The sequence below is a fragment of the Nonomuraea candida genome, from assembly GCF_000725485.1.
Taxonomy (GTDB): Bacteria; Actinomycetota; Actinomycetes; order Streptosporangiales; family Streptosporangiaceae; genus Nonomuraea; species Nonomuraea candida.
The window spans coordinates 22,419-41,169 of sequence record NZ_JOAG01000038.1; the positions used below are offsets into that span (position 1 = coordinate 22,419).

Here is an 18,751-nt window from a genome sequence, read left to right on the forward strand (position 1 = left end):
CCGGGGTCAGCGGAAGGAGCGGCGGTAGGCGGCCGGGGTGGTGCGCAGGGCGGTGTGGAAGCGGCGGCGGAGGTTGACCGCCGAGGAGAGGCCGACGCGGGTGGCGATGGTCTCGACGGGCAGGTCGGTCTCCTCCAGTAGTGCGCGGGTGGCGGCCAGGCGGCGTTCCAGCAGCCAGCGGGCGGGCGGGACGCCGAGCTGGTCGGCGAACTGGCGGGTGAGGGTGCGGGGGGAGACGCCCAGGTAGGCGGCCATGTCCTCGACGGTGATGGGCTCGGACAGGTGGGCGAGCAGCCATTCGAGCAGGGGTGCCAGGGAGTCGGGCATGGGGCCGGTGGTGGGGAGTGGCGGGTACTGGCGCTGGCAGCCCTCGCGGTGCGGGCCGGCGGCGAGCTGGCGGCCGATGCGCATGGCGTGGGCCGCGCCGTGCTCCTGCAGCACCTGGTGGAGGCAGAGGTCGAGGGTGGCGGCCGAGGCGCCGGCGGTGGCGACGTCGCCGTGGTCGACGTAGATGACGGTGTCGTCGGGGATGACGCGGGGGTGGCGGGCGGCGAGCTCGCCGGACAGCTCCCAGTGGACGGAGGCGCGGCGGCCGTCCAGGAGTCCCAGGGCGGCGGGGATGAAGATGCCGGCGCAGACGGCGACGATGCGGGCGCCCCGGTCGTGGGCCCGGGAGACCGCGCGCAGCACGGCGGGGGAGGGGGTGAGGGTCCAGCCGGCGACGATCACGGTGCGGGCGTCGTCGAGGGCTTCGAGGCCGTGCTCGACCTGGATGGGGACGTCGAGGGTGGTGGGCAGGGAGCCGGGGTGCTCGGCGCACAGGGTGAAGCTGTAGTGGCGGGGGATGTCGGGGCCGTGGTAGCCGAAGACGGCCGAGGCGGAGGTGACGGGGTAGAGCTCCTGGCCGGGGGCGACCAGGGCGACCACGCGGTGCGGGCCGGGAGGTGTCGCGAGGGGGTCCCCGCAGTCCAGCAACATGGCGCAAATGTACCCAATGATGTCATTTGGGACACCGGTGGTCTGAGCTGGAAAGATCCAGAATGAGGGCTCATGTGGACGAGGAACTTCACCCTCTACTTCGGCGCCCGCACCATCTCGCTGCTCGGCGACGCGATGATGCCCGTCGCCTCGGCGCTGGCGATCGGGAAAGTGTACGGGATCGCGGGCGTCGGCTACGTGCTGGCCCTGTGGACCGCGTCGGCCGTGCTGGTCATGCTGTTCGGCGGGGTGGTCGCCGACCGGATCGGCGCCCGGCGGCTGATGATCGGCGCGGACGTGGCCAGGGTCGTCACGCAGGGCGTCGTGGCGGTCGCCTTCCTCGACGGCGTCCCGCCGTACGCCCTGCTGCTGGCGACGGCGTTCGTGTCGGGCCTGGCCGCCGGGGTGTTCGAGCCGGGCGTGGGCGGCATGGTGCCCCTGGTCGCCCGGGACCCGCAGCGGGCCAACGCGACACTGAAGATCGCCGAGGCGGTCACCCAGCTGGCGGGGCCCGCGCTGGCCGGGGTGCTCGTCGTCGTCGCGGGGCCGGTCGTCGTCTACACCGTGGACGCCGCGACGTTCCTGGTCAGCGGGGTGTGCCTGCTGCTGGTCCGGGTCGCCGTGCCCCGGCCGGCGCCCTCCGACGTGCTGAGCGACCTGCGCAGGGGCTGGCAGGAGTTCCGGGCCAGGAGCTGGATGTGGTCGGTCATCCTGGTCTGGGTGTTCTGGGGCGTCCTGGTGGTCGGGCCGTACGTGCCGCTGTCCTCGCAGGTCATCGGGGCCGACTACGGCTGGGTGATGGCGGCGCTCGGCCTCGGCACCGTGCTGGGCGGGCTGGTGGCGATCCGGCTCCGGCCGCGCAGGCCGCTGGCCGCCGGGGCGGTGGCGCTGAGCGGGTACGTGGCGGTGCCCCTGACCGTCGCGCTCGGCCTGCCGCTGCCGCTGCTGATGGCCGGGCACCTGCTCGGCGGGTGCGCCTGGGCGTTCTGGTCGGTGATGTGGTCCACCAGCGTGCAGACCCAGGTCGCGCCGGACGTGCTCAACCGGGTCAACGCCTACCAGGTGGCCGGGTCCGTGGCGGGCATGGCCGCCGGGCAGGCGCTGGCCGGCCCGGCCGCCGCGCTGGTCGAACCGCGCACGTTCATGCTCGGGTCGGCCCTGGTGGCGGCCGGTGTGGTGGCGGCCCTGCTGTCGATCGGGCCGGTCAGGCGGCTGGGCCGCGCCTCCCGGCGGGAGCCGGCGGACCGGCCGCTCCCGGCTCCGGCCGGCTAGCCGGCGAACGCCGACAGCGGCGCCGTGCAGAGCGTCTGCTCGGCTCCGAACTCCTCGAACGTGCCGGCGGGCCGGAAGAGGAGGCGGTCCGTCGCGCGGCCGGCGATGACGAAAGGGCACCCGCCCCTGGCAGGTCCCGCCGCGCCCCGCCCGCCCCCTGGAGCCGGGGGCGGGTCACCGGTGGCCCTTCCGGGATCAGGCGGGCTGGTCCTTCTCCGCGGGGAGCCAGGCCTGGAGGTTCGCCGGGTCGAACGGGATCGAGATGTGCTCGTGGGTGATCGCCCACGAGCCGTTCGACCGGCGCAGGCAGACGGTCGAGCGTACCCAGATCGAGGCCTGCTGCCCGTTCCTGCGCTTGCCCGAGTCCAGGTGGAGCATGTGCACGAACGCGGTGTCACCGCTGGTCACGATGGACAGGTCGTGCGTTTCCAGGCTGATGGGGCCGTCGTAGCCGTCGAACCACCGCACGAAGTTGCGGCGCACCGCCTCCGTCCCCGCGAACTGCAGCGGGGGGACGACGTCGTAATAGACGATGTCGGGCGAGTAGAGCGACATGAGCCGGTCGACGTCCTTGGCCTCGCAGGCCCGGGCCCGGCTGTCCAGGACGGTCCTGATCTCGGACTCGTTCGACGTCATCGCATCCTCCGTCATATCCGGCCGCGGCCGGCTCACCCGGCCCGCGGTCCCTGTGCTGTCAGTGATCCGACGACGCGGCCCCGGCGAATGTGAGGCCGGCGAAGGTTACGTCACCGAGCTGCGCGTCGCCGTCGAACTGCTCGGCAAGGAGATCGAGGATCGGCGGCAGGGCGCGGACCTGGTGGTGCCGGCGCTGCTGGACACGCTGCTGCTGTACATCCTGCGGGCCTGGTTCGACGTCTCGGCGGAGCACTGCAAGATCGGCGGCTGGGCGGCCGCGCTGGCCGATCCGGCCGTCGGCGCCGCGCTCGACGGCATCCACCGCGACCCTTCCCACCCGTGGACGGTCGAGTCGCTCGGCCGCCGCGCGGGGCTGTCCCGCGCGGCGTTCTCCCGCCGGTTCACCCAGTTCGTCGGGCAGCCGCCGCTGACCTATCTGACCTGGTGGAGGCTGGGCACGGCCGCGCGGATGCTGCGCGACTCCGACGCCGCGCTGAGCGAGATCGCCGCCGCGATCGGCTACGGCTCGGAGTTCGCCTTCGCCAACGCCTTCAAGCGCGAGTACGCCATGGCCCCCGGCAAGTACCGCCGCCTGGGCTGCCCGGCGCCGGGCCGGGCGGCGGCAGGAGCCGCGCCGGCCGCCGGCTCCCGACAACTCGCGCACGACGACGATCGGACGGCCTGATCGGACGGCCTGATCGGGCGCCGGGAGGCGCGGGCGTGCGTCGCGGCTCTTCGGTGGTACCTTCTCCCGGTGGTCAGACCGCGGCCGGGTGAAGAGGGTGTTCCGTGGGCAAGCAGTTGACGGAGATGCTCAAGGGGACGCTGGAGGGTCTCGTCCTGGCGATCCTGTCCGACCGGCCCGCGTACGGCTACGAGATCACCGCGTGGCTGCGCGATCAGGGCTTCTCCGACATCGCCGAGGGCACCGTCTACGCGCTGCTGGTCAGGGTGGAGCGGCGCGGGCTCGTCGACGTGGAGAAGGTCCCCTCCGACAAGGGGCCGCCGCGCAAGGTCTACTCGCTGAACGCGCACGGCCGGGAATATCTCGAGGAGTTCTGGCGGACGTGGGGCTTTCTGGCGGAACGGCTCGAACGGCTCCGCGATGAAGGAAGATGAGACCTCTCCGGCGCCGGAGGGGCGGCTCGACCGCGAGCGAAAGGACCGACGATGCGCAGGTTCCTCATCATCCTCCTCCTGGCCGTGCTGCCGGCGGCCGCGGCCTGCGCGGACGACGCGCCCGCCGATCCGGGCCTGCGCGCCGAGCTGCTGCGGATGCTCAAGGTCGACCAGGAGGTACGCACCCTGGAGGCGTCCCAGGAGGACTGGGACCGGGTGGAGAAGGCCAACACCGACCGCATGCGGCAGATCCTCGACGCGCACGGCTGGCCCGGCCACGCGATGGTCGGCGAGGACGGCGCGCACGCGGCCTGGGCGCTCGTCCAGCACGCCGACCGTGACCTGGACCTGCAGCGGCGCGGGCTGGAGCTGATGCGGCAGGCCGTGGAGCGCGACGACGCCGACCCGTCCGACCTGGCCTACCTGGTGGACCGGGTGCGCGTCGCGGAACGCCGGCCGCAGGTGTACGGCACGCAGTGGGAGACGAACCCTCAAGGGGAGTGGCGGCCCCGTACGCCGATCGAGGACGAGGCGAAGGTCGACGAGCGGCGCGCCGCGGCCGGGCTGAAGCCGCTGCGGGAGTACCTGGAAGAGCTGAAATCGGCCCGATGAGCCCTCCAGCCGCCACCCGGCCGGCCATCGGTAACCGGGCGCGATCGGCAGGGCCGGCCGCCGGCCCGCGACCTGCTCCAGGTGCCGCAGCGACTCGGCGTAGTGGGCGTGCATCACCGCGAGCAGGGACTCGGCCCGCGGCACGACCGGGTCCCCCGGCGCGGCGGTGACCTTGATCGCGTACACGGCGGTGCTCGCCGCCCTGAGCCCGGTGAGGCGGTAGCAGAGCACCGGGTTCTCGATCGTGGTGACCGGCGCGCCCAGCCGCATGAGCGGGACCAGGTCGGGGTCGCGGGCGAAGATCCGCCGCTCCAGGCCGTCCGCCGGGCCGGGGGCGGGCGGGGGGCCGCCCTCGCCGGGCGGCACGCACAGCTTCCACGGCTGGTCGGTGTAGGCCGCCAGCCGGTGCGGGTGCCGCAGCCGCTCGGCGGCCAGCACGAAGAACTCCGCCGGGAAGTCGGCGTCGTAGCACGCGCGCAGCACCTCCGGCGGGCGCAGCCCGCGCGCGTACAGCGCCGTGGCCAGCCGCGCCGGTGAAGGTCTTGGTGTTGCTGCCGATCCGGGCGTGCCCGTCGACCGGCGGCTTGGCGGTCCCGCCGAGCTCGGCCGCACCGGCGCTGCCGGTCCACTCGCCGCGCTCGTCGTGCACGCGCAGCGACACCCCGGTGAAACCGGACTCGACGATCTCCTCGATCGCCTGCCGCAGCTCGGAGCGGTCCGGCCCGCCGGCCGGGCGCGCGGTGTTCTGGTCCTGGCCGGAGTGGGTGATGGTCATGGGGGTCCGCTCCTCAAGCGTCTGTCGGGTGGGGCGGCGTCCTGCCGCTGCGCAGAGCTTGCACCCTGACCCGAGGTCAACCTCAACCGTGATCCGGCTCACAACGGCGCCATCGCCGCCGCGCTCGCCCACGGGGCAGCGATCCTGCGGGCCGCCGCCCCGTTCTGAGAGGTCCGGCAGCGAGCGATCCGGTCGAGCGAGGGGACGACGAGGATTTCGCCGCCGCGCAGGTAGCCCAGGGCCTTGGCAAGCTCTTCGCGGCCGGTGTTCTTGCCCCTCGGCTTGTCGGCGATGACGCGGATGCAAATCGGCCGCATTTCGGCCGGCGCGCCATGGCTTCCTGAGCCCCGGCCGCTCCGCCCTTGCGCGTCACGTGTCTTCATGCCCCATAACAAAAGCGACAAAAGGGATGTGCGGCTCGCTGGTGACCTTCATGTTTCACCGTCCCCCGCCGTAGAGCCGGGATTTGTGATATCTGTGCTGCAATTCCCCTGATGAAGGACTGTATTGCATGTTCAACGAAGGAGCTCCGCCCAACCACGGCGATGGCAGGGTGCGGCTGGAGGTCGACGGGCAGGTCGTCTACCTTGAGGCGATTCGGACCGGCGCTGCGGGCGAGCAGGAAATCGCTGGTCGCAGCCTCTCCCTTGATGCCGCCGTCGCGGGGATCCGCGCCGTGGTGGATCGGTTCTCCAAGGAGTTGCAGTCCACCGGGGCCGACAAGGTGACCGTTACGGTGGGATGCGAGTTCGTGGTCGAGACGGGCAGCATCGTGGCCGTCATCGGCAAGGGCTCGGCGAAGTCGGCCCTCAACGTGACCCTGGAATGGAACAAACCGTCGGCGTAGGCCCGGAGATGGAGTGGTTGCCCCTGCTCAAGGCCGCCACGCTGGCGCTCTGGGTGACGGGCGAGCACGGCCGGCCCGTTCGCCTCGGGACCGGCTTCGTGGTGAGCGGCGGGCTCGTGGCGACGTGCGCCCATGTGGTCGCCGAGGACTCCGCTTCGCTGCCGTCAGCCGTTCAGGGCCAGATCGTCGCCACCGGCGGCTCTCTCAGCCTGAGGCCCGTCGGCAAGCTGTACTTCCGTGACGAGAACACGGGGCTGGACCTGGCCTTCCTGAGGGCCGACGAGGCGGAATTGCCGGGTCCTGCCCTGCTCTCGGACCGGCTGACGATCGGTGATCAGCTCTGGACCTACGGGCATCCCGACGGTGTCTTCCGGGCGGGGCAACCGGCGACCTTCCACTACGAGGGCGGGTCACGCCGGAGCACGACGAAGAACCTGGAACTGCCCAGGCTCCGCGGCACACCGGTGGGCGGCGGGTTCAGCGGAAGCCCGGTCGTCAATCTCCGTACCGGCGCCGTCTGTGGCATGCTCTGCACCTCCGACCACCAGGGCAGCGCGCACATGCTGCCGGTGGCCGAGATCATCGAGCGCTCGGGGGAGACGCCGGCCTTCGAGCGCCAGGCTCCGCAGTGGCTGCTCTCGCTCTCGGACGAACAACTGCGCGAAGGCCGGTGGCGGATTCCGGACAGGCGGCTGCGCCGCTTCATGGAGGCCTTCCGCGGGCTGGTGGAGGCCCAGCCGTACCCGGGTGTGCTGCCCGGGGTGGCCACGCCTCCGCTGACGTCGATCTACGTCAAGCAGCAGGCCGCGCTGCCCGCGGAGCGGAGGCCGTCCGGGGCGAGAAGGCCGCCTGCCGAGCGGAGACCGGACCCGGCAAGGACATCAGCCGTCCCCTCATGGGACGACATCATGTTCGGCCCCTGGCACACGTCCCCGGTCACCGCCGATCAGCCGGCGGCGCGGGCGGACCATCCCGTGGCGGCCGACATCCTGCTCTCCACCACGAAAGACGCCGTCGTGGTCGCCGGCCCGGGATCCGGCAAGTCCTGCCTGCTGCGCATGCTGGTCGCCCATCTGTCCGAGCAGTGGCGTGAGGATCCCCACGGGCGTGAGGTCCCGATCCTGGTCCAGGCCGCCGCGTTACTCGACTCGGTGGGTCTGCCCGCCACCCTGCGTCGGGCCATCCAGGCGGACCTGGCCGCGGCCGGCTCGCTGGATGACCTGCCGGAGAACTTCTTCCGCGAGCCCCCGCTGCCCCAGGGGAAGTGGCTCGTCCTGGTGGACGGTCTCGACGAGGTGTTGGATGAGGAGCAACGCCAGGCCATCCTCGCCAAGATCCACGGTGCCCAGAGGTCCGCCGACGGCTCGCCGTATCGTTTCATCGTGGCGACACGGCCGCTTCCCGGGCACGAACTCGGTGACTGGCTGCAGCGCTACACCCTGCTGCCGCTGACTCCCGAGGATGTGCCCGCCCTGGCCGAGCGATGGTTCGTGGTGCTGGGTGTCCCCGATCACCGCCGTACGGCCCGGCGCCTCCACCATGCCATCACGCGGGCGCGCCTGGACGGGCTGGCACGGATCCCGCTGATGGCGGCCATCCTGTGCCAGCTCTATGCCGCCGACCCCGCCAGGCCGTTGCCGGCCGGGAAGGTGGCGGTGTTCGAGGAGTTCATCGAGTTGGTGCGGACGCGCCCCTTCAACGACCGGGCCGGTGGCCTGTTCCCTCAGACGCGGGCTCTACTGGCCAAATGGGGCGAGGGAGCCGTGGTGGCGGCCGAGGGCGTGGTGCCCAGATTGCTTCCCGCTCTGAGCGAAGCCGCTTTCGAGCTGTTCCGCTCGGAAGGCGAGTCCATCGATGTCGAAAGACTCGCCGAGACCCTGCCCGGTGACTATCCCGCGCACGTCGGGAAGCAGGTTCACCGCCTGCTGGTCCAGGAACTGGTCCGCCGCTCAGGGCTGGTCATTCAGCGTGGCGGTGCGTTCTATTTCGTCCATCAGTCGATCGGGGAGTTCCTGGCGGCTCGGCACGTCGCAGCCACGGAGGACCTCCATCGGTGGGCCGCGGCCAACATCGCCGGCCTGCTCCTGCAATGGGGCGAAGAATTCACCAGGCCCATCAGGCTGGCAGACCTCTTCGTCATGGCGAGCCTCCGGAGCAATCCGTTGATTCTGGCCGTCGTCCAGGACCGGCTCAGGCACGACTCCGGCCTGCTCGGGGTGGGCCGGGTGATGTCCGAGGGGGTGGATCTTCCCAGGGGCATCCGTGCTGCCGTCACCGAGCGCCTCGCCGAGCGGAGTTCGACGGAAGCGGACGCGGCGATGCTCCTCGCGGATCTCGGCGAGCCGCGGGGCGGTGACCGGCTGCTCGGCATGGCCCTCGACACCTCACTCGAACCCCAGATTCGCTGGCAAGCGGCCGAATATCTGGATCAACTGGGCGTTGACACTGCTGTGGCGGCGTTCATGTCCATGGCTCTCGCACCTGGCATGGAGGTGGATTACAAGCTCGCAGCCGCCGCGAGAGCGGTCGGCCGGGGCGGCCGTGAGATCCTGACCCCGGTCATCGAGCTCCTCGTAGAGCTGGGCCCTTCCGGCTTCAGGCGAGACACGATCGCGCACACGAGACACATCACGGAACGACTCGACAGAGACAGCCTGCTGCGTCTCTGCCGCGGGCTCGCCGCGCGCCCGGGGTTCTCCTTCAAGCTCGCCGGGGACATCCTGCGACGGTTGCGGCCGGAAAAGCCGGATGCCGACGAGTGGCGGGAGGCTGTGTACACGTTTCTCGTGGAGGCTGCCGGCCACCCCCACTTGAGCACCGGCGAAAAGCTCTCCGTCATCGAGCACACCCTCGGGTACTCACCTCCGCCGCTGCTCCTGCACCGGCTACTGACCCAGCCTCGGGTGGCGCCGAGCGTGCGGATCTGGGCGGTCAAGCACCTGGATCCCGGGGATGCCGAGGCGCAGAAGATGGGCGAGGACCATCTCAGGAGTCTCGTCGCCGACCCGCTCGTGGCAGGCACCGACCGCCGGCAGGCCGCTCTGGTGCTCCACGCCCGCGGATACCGGGATTCCTTCGACGCGATCCTGGCCGATGCACGCATCGGGAATGTGGTCCGGCTCGAGGCGGGCCGGGACCTCCTCAGGGCCCGCGACGAGCGCGGCATCGACCTGCTGGCAGAGGCCGTGGCCGACAGCCGGCTCGAGGTGGAGACACGGATTCGGGCCGGCCTGGATCTCGCCGCGGTGGCGCCGCGGCGAGGCGCCGAACTGCTCCTGGGCATCGTCCTGGACCCAGGCGTCGATGACCGCTCCCATCGTCACGCGATCCGGGTTCTGGCGGGTGTCGCCTCCGAAACCGCTACGAAACTGCTGACGGCCCTGATGAGAGAGGCCCGCCTCGACACCGGCATCCGCCGCATGGTGCTCGGCTACCTCGCGGCCAGGACGTTCGAGGACGCGGCCGAGGCGTGGATCGGCCTGCCGGACCATCTCGCGGCGGACCCCGCGGCCCTCCGCCTCATGCTCATGTCGGCTGATCCCGTCCGCCTGACCGATGACATCCTGGACCAGCTGGAATCCGCGTGCATGCGCCGCGGGGATGCCATCCTCCACTACAGCCTCACGCTGTTGCACCTCCGCCGGGAACGTGGCACCGCCACACTGCGGCGGGCGCTCGACCTCCTCCGGGACCGCGGGTACGACCACGCGTGGCAGGTTCGCATCCTCTACCACGCGCATCGCACCGGCAGCGTGACCGGGCCGGCAGAGTTGCGGGCGCTCGCTGCGGACACCTCCAGACCGGAAGAGGTGTCGATGGTGGCGCGACGGTGTCTCGAACTCCTCGGCCAGGAATAGGGCCTCACCTGACGAAGGAAGCGGAGGAACGACGGCGGCCACGCGGTGGGCGTCGGCCCCAGCCCAGGTGTGGTGATGCAGGCGGGGGAGCGGGACGGGGCGGGTTCAGGGCTGGACATGGGTGATCTCCACGCCGAGCAGGCCGGCCAGGGCACGCACGTCGGATGCGGCTGGGCGGCTGGGCGGCTGGGCGGCTGGGCGGAGCGTGGCCTGGCCGAGTACAGCGGCGGCGTCCGCTACCGCTTCCCGGGCCAGCGGGCCACCGGCCTGTTCGGCCCCGTCACCCTCGGCAGGCGTCCCTCACCGGCCGGGATGACCTGAGGGCTCCTCCAGACGGGACCGCCTGCCCGGCACACGCGCTCCGGGCAGGCGGTCCCGCCTGTGTCAGCAGCTCGCCGCCGTGCCGTTGCCGGCCGAGCGGATGCCGCTGCCCGCGCGTACGGCGTAGTAGTTCGACCGGAACCGGTCGAAGATCGTGTTGTCCTCGAGCTGGAGCAGCGCCTCGTCGGCCTGGCGCAGGGAGTTCCAGCTCCAGTTGTGGCTGCCGGTCCAGACGATCTTGCGGTCGGGCACGCCGTAGTACTTGCCCTCCACGAGCAGGTACTTGGCGTGCACCCAGATCGGGTCGGCGGTGCAGTAGTAGCGGACGTTGACGCCGTTGTAGACGCCCGTGGGCTTGACCAGCTCGTTCATCGAGGAGACCTCGGAGGAGCTGTCCTTGTTGTAGTTCACCGCCACCTCGACGTAGCAGCCGGCCTTGTCCAGGTCGAGCAGCTTCCGCGCCAGATGGGCGCGGCTGAAGATGCCCATCGCGACCCGGACGATGGTGCGGTGCGTGCCGTCGCCCGTGCCGACCGAGCTGTTGCCGGTGCACTCCACGTGGTCGAGCACGGTGCTCATCGTGTCCTCGGCCGGGTCGGTCGGGCTGCTGGTGCCCTCCTGGCGCGGGTAGAAGTGCACCTTGGCGTTGCCCGAGGTGACCGGCGCGCGGGTGTCGTAGTAGTTGTTGTCCACCCGCTGGTTCTTCAGGTCGGTGAAGTACGCCGCGTAGGCGTTGTAGATCCCCGTGTTCCCCGCCAGCACCAGGGCCGCGTTCCAGCCGCCGAGGCCGTCGCGGCCGGTGTGCAGGTTGGCCGACGACTGGACCACGACCCCGGCCGTGCCGCCGGTGCGGGAGAACAGGAAGAACTTGTTGTGGTTGAGCGACACCGAGCCGTAGAGCGGCCGGTCGCCGATGCAGCCCCGGCCGCTCGGGCAGGCCAGCACCCACGAGCTCTGGGCGGTGTCGGTGCCCAGCGCGCCGGCGAGCGCGGAGTACAGGGGCGTGCCCGCCATCTTCTTGTCGAAGACGATCTGCACGTTGCGCCCGTTGTTCTTCGCCGCGATCAGCGCGTCGGGGATGGTGGCGTCGGTGGCGTAGAACATCGACATCCGGATCGTGGAGCCGGCGTCGGCCCCCTCGATGAGCTGGACGATCCGGTTCTGGATGGCGGCCCTGTCGTTGACGGGGTGGTTGAAGACGGCTTCGGTGGCGACGGCGGCGTGCGCGGGCGTCAGCCCGGACAGGCCCGGTAAGAGGGTGGCGGCGGCGAGCAGGACGAGGAGACGGCGAGCCACGGAGGTCCTTTCCCGGGGGGACGGAAAGATCGCCCTTCGACGCTAGCAGGGCGGGCCGCCGCCGGTCAGGGCCTGCCGGGTCCCGTCAGGGGCGCGCTGAACGGCAGGACGAACAGCGGTCCGGTCACCACGGCGCGCTCGCTGCCCGGGCCGTACGGCAGGTCGGCGATCTGGCGGCAGGTGCCGCGGTCCTCGATGCCGTACACCGGGTTCTGGCCGCCGGGCCCGGAGTTGACGCGGCCGACCAGGGAGATGCGGTCGCGCACCCGCCCGCGCTCGTCGACGAAGTAGCCGTGGATCGGCGCGGTCGCGGCGAAGCCGCCGTCCGTCAGGACCTCCTGCACCAGGTCGGAGATGTGGAAGCGCAGCGTGCGCCCGTCGGCGTCGGTCACGGTGCCCTCCAGCTCGCCGACGAACGGGGTGTAGAGGCCCGGCGCGCCGGTGGCGAAGCCGTCGGGGTAGGGCGCGGGCCGCTTGGCGAGCTGGGAGACGCGCCAGGTGCGCAGGAAGGTGCCCGTCCTGATGGTGTACGTGCCGTTCTCGCACTCGAACGGGCGCAGGGTGCGGCCGGTCAGGTCGATCGTCTGCCGCTCGATGGGGTGGCCGGTGGACGGGTCGCCGAACCGCTCCTCGTCGATGCGCACGTCGATGCCGCGCGGTGACAGCCGCACCACGAAGCCGGGACCGACGGCCTTGACGTGGTGCCGGCTCTCCTTGAGCTTCAGGCCGGGGGCGCCCGGCTGGGGGTGGGCGTGCGCGGCGGCCGCGGGTAACAGGCCGGTGGCCAGGGCCGCGAGCAGGGTGACGGCGATTCGCCTGACGGTGATTCCGGGACGCATGGGTCCTCCTCACTGCCGTGATGGGCGGTCATCGTACAGCAGCGGCGAAACCCCGGTCGATCGGGTCGGCGCCGGGCCCGGGGCGGGTCATGCGGGGTTGCGCCGGACGAGCAGGACGTTGTCGGTGACGGTGGCGCTCTGGCCGCCGGGGCCGGTGGCGCGGCGGCGGGGCATGTCGGCGCGCAGGACCGACCAGCGCGCGGGGTCGAGGTCGAGCCCGGCGGCGACCTCGGCGGGCGTGGGGTGGCGGGCGTCGGGGTCCTGGTTCCACGACCAGGGCGCGGTGGAGCCGTGGTCGACGATCAGCAGCAGGCCGCCGGGGTTGAGCGCCCGGGCCGCGGCACGCAGGACCCGCTCGCGCGGCAGCGCGAACGGGGTGTGGAGGTACTGGGCGGAGACGAGGTCGAACCGGCCCGCGGGGAAGCCGGCGGCCAGGTCGTGCCGTTCGGTGCTGACCCGGTCGGCGAGGCTGAGCTCGCGGGCGTGGTCGCGGAGGCGGGCGACGGCGGTGGCGGAGATGTCGACGGCGGTGACCCGCCAGCCGTGCCGGGCCAGCCAGAGGGCGTCGCCGCCCGCGCCGCAGCCCAGGTCCAGGGCGGCGCCGGGGCGCAGCGGCGCGGCGGTCTCGGCGAGCAGCGGGTTGACGCGCCCGCCCCGGGCGCGCCGGGCGCGGTGGAGCCGCTCCCAGAACGCCGCCGCCTCCTCCGCGCCCGCCCCGCCCTGGTCACTTGCGCCGCCGGCGGGGCCTGGGGTGGGGTGCCGGGTGTGCGGGGAGTCCATCAGGGTCGTCCCTTCGTCGGCCCGCGTGCCGGGCGCCGGTGTGATACCGGCAGCATCACCGCTCCCGTTTCCTATTTGCACGAGATTTTGCGGATCTGCATCATGGGTGGCATGGAGAACCCCGCGGAAGACGTGCTGGCCGGAGTCGGGCCACGGCTGCGCGCCCTGCGCCGCGCACGCAACGCCACGCTGGCGGCCCTGGCCGAGGAGACCGGCCTGACCGCCAGCACCCTGTCCCGGCTGGAGACCGGCAAGCTGCGCCCCACGCTGGAGCAGCTGCTGCCGCTGGCCAGGGCGCACGGCGTGCCGCTCGACGACCTCGTCGCGGCGCCGCACACCGGCGACCCGCGCATCCACCTGCGGCCTGTGCGGCGCTCCGGGCTGGTGCTGGTGCCGCTGACCAGGCGGGCCGGCGGCGTGCAGGCGTACAAGGTGATCTACCCGCCGGCCGGCCGGTCGCCCACGATGAAGCCGCAGACCCACGAGGGCTACGAGTGGTTCTACGTGCTCAACGGGCAGGTCAGGTTCGTGCTCGGCGAGCAGGAGTTCCTGCTCGGCGTCGGCGAGGCGGCGGAGTTCGACACCCGCATACCGCACTGGATCGGCAGCGCCGACAGCCGGCCCGCCGAGCTGCTCACCCTGTTCGGCCCGCAGGGCGAGCACGCCCACCTGGCGCCGTCGAAGCGCTGAGCGGGGGCGGCCCTCCCGGAAGCCGCTCCCGCACGCGCACGGAAGCCGCCGCGGCCGGGGCGGCCCCTCACGAGAGCCGTAGCTTCGCGGCGTGACCGAAGCCTCACGAGAGCCGCAGTCTCGCGGCGTGACCGAAGCCGATCGCGGCCGCGAAGGGATGCACCCCCTTGGCCGGCTCGGTCAGCTTGGGGAAGAACGGCTGCAGGTCGCGCGGCCGGTCCTTGGCGCGCAGGTAGGCGACGCTGTAGAAGGCCGCCGACCAGAGTCCGGCCGGGTCGCGCCACTCCTCGGCCCAGGCGACGCCCGCGGCGGCGGGCGCGGACACCGCCTTGGGCAGCTTGGCCAGCGCGGGGAAGAGCCCGGCGGGCCGCACGTCCCCGGTGGTGATCCCGGAGTGGTGCATGCGCAGGCGGCGGTCGCGCCCGCCGCGCAGCCAGCCGAGCAGCGCCTTCTCGAGGTCGGCGCGTCTGATGCCGGTGGCCTGCTCGTTGAGGTCGAAGTCGAGGTCCCACAGCTCCCGCCACAGGCCGGCGAAGGCCGTCGCGTCCCCGGCGAAGAGCAGCGGAGGGTAGCGCGACGGGTCCGCGAGCGCCGTGCGGCCGATGACCGGGAAGAGGCCGCTGACGCCGCTGCTGAAGCCGGCCAGGGTGACGTTGCGGATCTTCGGCCGGGGCTGGTTGACCGCGCCGAACACCGGCGGCACGGGCAGCGCCGGCAGCCCGCCCTCCGGGGCGGAGGCGCCCTGCCAGCGGCCGAACGTGGAGCCCGGCGCGTGCCCGAAGCCGTGCAGGAACTGGGAGACCTCCAGCAGCAGCCGGTGCACCCCCTCCTGAGAGTTGAACGGCTGCCACATCTGCCGGCGGGAGTCTTCCCCGTCGGGCACGGCGGGGAAGACGGGCATGACGATGATCGCGGGCCTGCCCGCCGCGACCGGCGCGAAGGCGTAGACGTGGTCGAGGACCAGGTGGCGGTAGGCGACGTCCACGTACGGCTGCTTCCTGGTCTTCTCCGGGAAGACGGTGTACGGGTAGCCGGCGCGGTAGGGGTAGGCGGATCTCGGGAAGTCCCGGGTCGCCGTGCTGGGACTGTAGTACACGATGTAGTCGAGCCCCTCCGGCGGGATCGGCCCGGACAGGGCCGGCGCCCAGACCGCGATGAGGAAGCGGGGCTCCTTCAGGCGCTTGCCGGTGACGCTGCCGTATTCGAGCCAGAGGTAGCCGCCGTGGTCGCCCAGGGTGATCGTGGCGTCCGCCGTGGTGAAGCGGTCCCAGCCGTCGTGCCCGGCGACGGTGAGCGTCGTGGGCGCGGTGGGCCCGGTGGGCCCGGTGGGCCCGGTGGGCCCGGTGGGCGGCCCGCCGGGCGGGGCGGCGTCCGCCAGCGTGCGGATCTTGGTGGGCAGGCGCAGGAACGAGCCGATGACGGCGTACTCCCTGGCTCCGCTCCCGCCGCGGTAGAACACGCCCGGCTGGTCGCCCGAGGCCTTGCCGCCGAACGGCTCGGCGGTGACCGGCGCCTGCCGCACCCGCCCCAGGGTGATCGTCAGGTCCGTACGGGCGGCCGTCGTGACCAGCTCGCAGTTGCGGTTGTCCCAGTAGTACGGGAGCGAGGCCAGCCGGACGGTCACCACCTGCGTGACATAGTCGGGGTGCTCGACCGTGACGGTCAGCCGGGTCGTGCCGGGCGCCGGCGCCGACATGACGATCTGCTGCCGGGTCTGCACGGTGGACGCGTGCACCCCGGCGGGGTCCTCCAGCTCCAGTGTCACCGTCGCGTCGCTCGCGAGCGGCCGGTTCAGCACGTCCACCATCGAGATGCCGATGTCCGTCGCCATGGGACCGGCCGCCCGTCAGGTGCGCCGCCCGGCGGCGGGACCGCCGGGCGGGGTCGCGGGAGCCGTCACAGCTGCTGCCCGCTCTTCGGGTCGTAGTGCACCTCCACGGCCACCACCTGGTCGGTGGGCAGCACCTCGACCCACTGGTCGAAGACCTGGTAGGGCGCCGCCGGGCGGAAGCCGCCGTCGAGCGGGTCGAACCCGTTCTCGAAGACCTTCTCCGCCGCCAGGGTGGTCGCGATCTGCTTGTTCTCCCGCTCCAGCCGGTCGGCCAGCAGGTCGAGGACCTCGCCGACCTTCTTGCCCTCGTACTCGGGGGGATCGCCCTGCTGGAACGGGTAGTCCAGGCCGAGCGCCGCCTGCCCCTCGACGTTCGCCTGTTCGAGCCATTCGAGCGCGGCGCGCTCGCGGCCCGGCCGCACCGGCAGGACCGCCTTGGCCCAGGCGGCGTTGAGGAACTCGTTGCGTCGGGCGTCGCCGTCGCTCTGGATCAGCCAGCCGAGCGAGCTGCCCATGGGGGCGGGCCGGCTCTCCTCGGTGATGAGGTAGTTCACCCGGTACTCCTCGCTGGCCTGGCCCTGCGGGCTGATCGCGTTGGTGTGGTCGGTGTGGGTGTACCAGGTGACCACGGTGCGGTTGGCCAGCACGCCGGGCTCGGGCACCGGATATCTGCCCACGCTGGTCTTGGTGGGCGGGGGCGGCGCCGGCGGGCTGGGCTCGGGCGGCTGGACGGTGCGGGGCCGCCAGTAGTCGGGCGCCACGAAGTACAGCATCTCGTCCACGTCGAAGATCTGCCGCAGCAGCTCCGAGCCCAGGTACAGGTCCTCGAACAGCTCGAACGGCTTGAGCTTGTGGATCAGGCTGCCGTAGATCACCTGCCGCTCCTCGGTGCGCAGGTCCTGCGACGGCCGCGGCCGCATGCCGCTGACCAGGCCGAGCCGGTCGCGTACGGCCGACGCGTACGACGTGCGCTGCAACGCGGCCACCTCGGCCTCGTAGACCTTCATCTCCTCCAGGAAGCGTTCGTGGGCCGGGGTCGTCGCCGGCGGCTCCCAGGTGAGCTCGAACGTGAGCCCGATCGGGCTGAGATCGCCGGAGTTGAAGAACTTGGCGAAGACCGCGAAGTCGTTGCCGGTGACGCGGAACGCGTCGGGCACGAAGGCCCGCCCCGGCGCGACGGAGAGCAGCCGCGCCGACTTCAGCTTGTAGTCCGCCTCGGGCGGCGGCGGCGTGTAGTCCATCCGGGCCACGGCGTGGATGGCGTTGGCGTGGTCGGTGATGCCCTCGGCCTCGGGGAAGGCGTGGTGGACGAACTCCATGTTCGCCTCCGGCGGGTCCTGCGTGTCGCGCACCTTCCGGATCGGGAACGTCCCGGAGAACTGGGTGGTCCTGGCCACGAGCGGCGGGGGCCGCTCCGGCTTCCTGATCGAGGTGAGGTCGGGGGCGGGCACGATGTGCACCAGATCCCCCAGGCCCAGGTTGCGGCCGGGGGCGGGCAGGTAGACCTGCCAGCACAGGCGCGCGCCGATGTGCTGCAGCTGCACGCCGACCTTGCGCATCTTGCGCCGCAGCTCGTAGTTGACCAGCCGGTCCGTGGTGTTCTGCACGACGTAGCGGCGGCTGGACAGGTCGGTGGTCTCGGTCACCGTCTTGAACGTGGTCTTGAAGTTCCGCTTGATCTCGCTGGAGACCTTCGCGCTCTGCGTGCGGGAGTGCTTGTGCGTCTCCTCCGAGGACTGCTTGACCGTGCTCTCCAGGCTGAAGCTGGCGCTGGCCTCGGCGTGGTAGATGCCGACGTTGGCGCCGCCCGACGCGCTGACGCCGAGCTTGGTGTCGTTGGCGTTGTCCTCCTTGACGGCGTTGGCGACGTCCTCCTGCTCGGTCAGGCTCTCCTCGACCTTGCGGGTGGTCTCCTCGAACTGCTCGGCCGTCCGCTCGACCAGCGTGCGCCGCGTGCTGGTCTCGACGAGCTCCACCGTGCCGCCGGGGCTGAGCCACAGGTGCCCGGCGGGCGGCCCGAGGAAGGTGTCGAACTCGAAGAAGTACTGCCGGAACAGGTTGACCAGGCCGACCGGCGAGAGCACCCCGCGCGTGGTGTCCGCGAAGCGCTCGGCCAGGGCGGCCAGGGCCCGGTCGTCGAGGGTGCGGGCGGCGGCCGGCGCGAACGACTCCGCGGCCAGCCCCGCCAGGTCGCGGTCGGAGGTGCCCCGCGCGACGCGCAGCGCGTTCTGCATGCCGAACCAGCCGGCCAGCGGCTGGTAGATGCCGAACAGCTCGCTGGCGTACGGGAGCATGCCGGCGAACTCGACCACCGGCCGGCCCTGCGACAGCGGCGGGCCGTGCACCGGCGCGGTCAGCCGCTGCGTCGGGGCCTGCGGGCCGCCCGGCGTGCTGGCGAACGGCAGCGCCACGGGTGACTGGCCGGCCACCAGCCTGACCAGCAGCGTCTCCGCGCTCGACTCGGCGGCCGGGGCGACGAACGAGATCGTCTGGGCGCCGGCCGGGACGGCGACGCGGCCGACGTACTGGCGGGCCGAGCCCGGCTCCCGCAGCAGGAACATGCCGGCGAGGGCGGGGACGTCGGGGAAGCCGGCCGGGTCCCGGACGTCCATGTCGCGCGGCAGCCCCAGGGCGATCCGCTGGTTGGGCGTGATCTCTCCCGGGGAGCTGGGATCGATGGTGTAGGACCAGATCGCCAGACCGGCGCCCGCGGCGGGAAAAGGCGCCCTGCCGGAAAGTGTGACGGTGATCGCCATGATGGCCCCCTTCAGCCGAGATTCGGCATGCTGGCCCCCAGGCGCCCCACGATGATGCTTAATGTGACCGAAGTCAAGCTTTCCGTGACCATCACCAGAAATGTCCCCCGGACCTGACCGCCCTGCCCGCACCGCGCAGCGC

The 18,751-nt window shown here is 72.2% G+C and carries 15 protein-coding genes and 1 pseudogene; 8 read left to right on the plus strand and 8 right to left on the minus strand.

Going from position 1 to position 18,751, the window contains the following annotated elements:
* Positions 1–6 precede the first annotated feature (6 nt).
* A complete protein-coding gene (locus tag IO39_RS31905) occupies positions 7–978 on the minus strand; it encodes a GlxA family transcriptional regulator (RefSeq protein ID WP_052423621.1) in 972 nt (323 codons plus the stop codon).
* Positions 979–1,050: 72 nt separating this feature from the next.
* Here IO39_RS31905 and IO39_RS31910 point away from each other — a divergent pair, with 72 nt between their 5' ends.
* Positions 1,051–2,250 (plus strand): MFS transporter, encoded by a 1,200-nt coding sequence (locus IO39_RS31910; protein WP_043630818.1) that lies wholly within the window; start codon positions 1,051–1,053, stop codon positions 2,248–2,250.
* 195 nt (positions 2,251–2,445) lie between these two features.
* On the opposite strand, the gene IO39_RS31915 is transcribed toward IO39_RS31910, so the two are convergent.
* Positions 2,446–2,886: a YybH family protein gene (locus IO39_RS31915; RefSeq protein WP_043630820.1), complete on the minus strand. Its 441-nt coding sequence runs from the start codon at positions 2,884–2,886 to the stop codon at positions 2,446–2,448.
* 115 nt (positions 2,887–3,001) lie between these two features.
* On the opposite strand from IO39_RS31915, the pseudogene IO39_RS31920 reads away from it, so the two are divergent.
* From IO39_RS31920 to IO39_RS31930, 3 genes and pseudogenes are all read left to right on the plus strand, one after another.
* Positions 3,002–3,571, plus strand: a pseudogene (locus IO39_RS31920) (helix-turn-helix transcriptional regulator); the annotation flags it as partial.
* 104 nt (positions 3,572–3,675) lie between these two features.
* Positions 3,676–4,005 (plus strand): PadR family transcriptional regulator, encoded by a 330-nt coding sequence (locus IO39_RS31925; RefSeq protein WP_043630822.1) that lies wholly within the window; start codon positions 3,676–3,678, stop codon positions 4,003–4,005.
* A 51-nt stretch (positions 4,006–4,056) separates the two neighbouring features.
* A complete protein-coding gene (locus IO39_RS31930; protein ID WP_052423623.1) occupies positions 4,057–4,617 on the plus strand; it encodes a DUF6624 domain-containing protein in 561 nt (186 codons plus the stop codon).
* Between the two features lie 873 nt (positions 4,618–5,490).
* Here IO39_RS31930 and IO39_RS31935 read toward each other — a convergent pair.
* On the minus strand, positions 5,491–5,775 hold the full coding sequence (locus IO39_RS31935; RefSeq protein ID WP_157549143.1) for a recombinase family protein: 285 nt from the start codon (positions 5,773–5,775) through the stop codon (positions 5,491–5,493).
* A gap of 128 nt (positions 5,776–5,903) precedes the next feature.
* Between IO39_RS31935 and IO39_RS55045 the strand changes: the two genes are divergently transcribed.
* The 3 genes from IO39_RS55045 (at position 5,904) to IO39_RS31950 (ending at position 10,417) form a co-directional block, all read left to right on the plus strand.
* Complete coding sequence (locus IO39_RS55045; RefSeq protein WP_157549145.1) at positions 5,904–6,239, plus strand: CU044_2847 family protein; 336 nt, start codon at positions 5,904–5,906, stop codon at positions 6,237–6,239.
* Positions 6,218–10,096 (plus strand): serine protease, encoded by a 3,879-nt coding sequence (locus tag IO39_RS31945; RefSeq protein ID WP_169789159.1) that lies wholly within the window; start codon positions 6,218–6,220, stop codon positions 10,094–10,096. The genes IO39_RS55045 and IO39_RS31945 overlap by 22 nt, the downstream gene beginning before the upstream one ends.
* A 117-nt stretch (positions 10,097–10,213) precedes the next feature.
* Positions 10,214–10,417, plus strand: a complete 204-nt coding sequence (locus IO39_RS31950; protein WP_043630830.1) for a hypothetical protein — start codon at positions 10,214–10,216, stop codon at positions 10,415–10,417.
* Between the two features lie 63 nt (positions 10,418–10,480).
* Here IO39_RS31950 and IO39_RS31955 read toward each other — a convergent pair whose 3' ends face one another.
* From IO39_RS31955 to IO39_RS31965, 3 genes are all read right to left on the minus strand, one after another.
* Positions 10,481–11,713: a phospholipase D-like domain-containing protein gene (locus IO39_RS31955; RefSeq protein WP_052423624.1), complete on the minus strand. Its 1,233-nt coding sequence runs from the start codon at positions 11,711–11,713 to the stop codon at positions 10,481–10,483.
* 65 nt (positions 11,714–11,778) lie between these two features.
* Positions 11,779–12,552, minus strand: coding sequence for a hypothetical protein (locus IO39_RS31960; protein ID WP_043630833.1), 774 nt, complete (start codon positions 12,550–12,552; stop codon positions 11,779–11,781).
* 87 nt (positions 12,553–12,639) lie between these two features.
* Entirely contained in the window at positions 12,640–13,332 is a 693-nt protein-coding gene (locus IO39_RS31965) for an SAM-dependent methyltransferase (protein ID WP_043630835.1), read from the minus strand.
* A gap of 111 nt (positions 13,333–13,443) precedes the next feature.
* Here IO39_RS31965 and IO39_RS31970 point away from each other — a divergent pair, with 111 nt between their 5' ends.
* Positions 13,444–14,022, plus strand: a complete 579-nt coding sequence (locus IO39_RS31970) for an XRE family transcriptional regulator (RefSeq protein WP_043630837.1) — start codon at positions 13,444–13,446, stop codon at positions 14,020–14,022.
* Positions 14,023–14,125: 103 nt separating this feature from the next.
* Here IO39_RS31970 and IO39_RS31975 read toward each other — a convergent pair whose 3' ends face one another.
* Both IO39_RS31975 and IO39_RS31980 read right to left on the minus strand, forming a co-directional pair.
* Positions 14,126–15,853 carry a hypothetical protein gene (locus tag IO39_RS31975; protein WP_043630839.1) on the minus strand — a complete coding sequence of 576 codons (1,728 nt, stop codon included), beginning with the start codon at positions 15,851–15,853 and terminating at the stop codon, positions 14,126–14,128.
* Positions 15,854–15,918: 65 nt separating this feature from the next.
* Positions 15,919–18,609, minus strand: coding sequence for a hypothetical protein (locus IO39_RS31980; protein WP_084773831.1), 2,691 nt, complete (start codon positions 18,607–18,609; stop codon positions 15,919–15,921).
* Between the last annotated feature and the right edge of the window lie 142 nt (positions 18,610–18,751).